The organism is Bradyrhizobium acaciae (assembly GCF_020889785.1).
GTDB lineage: Bacteria > Pseudomonadota > Alphaproteobacteria > Rhizobiales > Xanthobacteraceae > Bradyrhizobium > Bradyrhizobium acaciae.
Genome location: NZ_JACMYK010000331.1, coordinates 1 through 641 on the forward strand (window position 1 = coordinate 1; position 641 = coordinate 641).

Sequence of the window (641 nt, forward strand, 5' to 3'; positions counted from 1 at the left end):
TTCGCGGTAGGGACCCCCATCACTGGGCGCCCCCCGCGCAGATCCCGGCGAGCCCAATTAAGGCACCGGGCTCCTACCTCGGGTGTTTGACGGCGAAGCGCAGCTTCGGCCATGGATGAAGGATGCGAACCTTGGGGAGCCAGTCGTCGGTGATCTGCGTTATGCGATCCCAGGTCAGACAGTTCCGCTGACTGCGCCGCCGAAGCGTACGCCTCCAGAGGTCGGTCAGATAGAACCGAAACGCATTGAGCGCTCGGCCATTCGTCGGGACAGCAAAGTACGCAAAGTGGCCGGTCACGACCTGCCTGAGCCATCTCCCCTGTGCAGGGATCGGCCAGTGCATTCGGCGCCTCAGCTCCTCCTTGATCTCGCGGAGTTTGGTTCGCATGCGGTCGCTACGGGTCTTCCGTTGAAGCTGGAAGCGCCCTTGGCGTGATTTGCCGCAGATGAATGTGAACCCCATGAACGCAAAGGTTTCCGGCTTTCCGAGTCCGCGCTGCTTACGTTGAGCCGCCGCATGGCGACCAAACTCAATCAGGCGGGTCTTGGCCGGATGGAGCGTCAGCTCGAACTCCTCCAGTCTCGCGCGCATCGCATCGAGGAAACGACGTGCGTCGTCCTCGCGCTCAAAGCCGACCACT

Annotated in this window: 1 pseudogene; it reads right to left on the reverse strand. The window is 62.2% G+C overall.

The features are described 5' to 3' along the window. Positions 1–73: 73 nt before the first annotated feature. A pseudogene (locus H8A92_RS40605) lies at positions 74–641 on the reverse strand (group II intron reverse transcriptase/maturase); the annotation flags it as partial.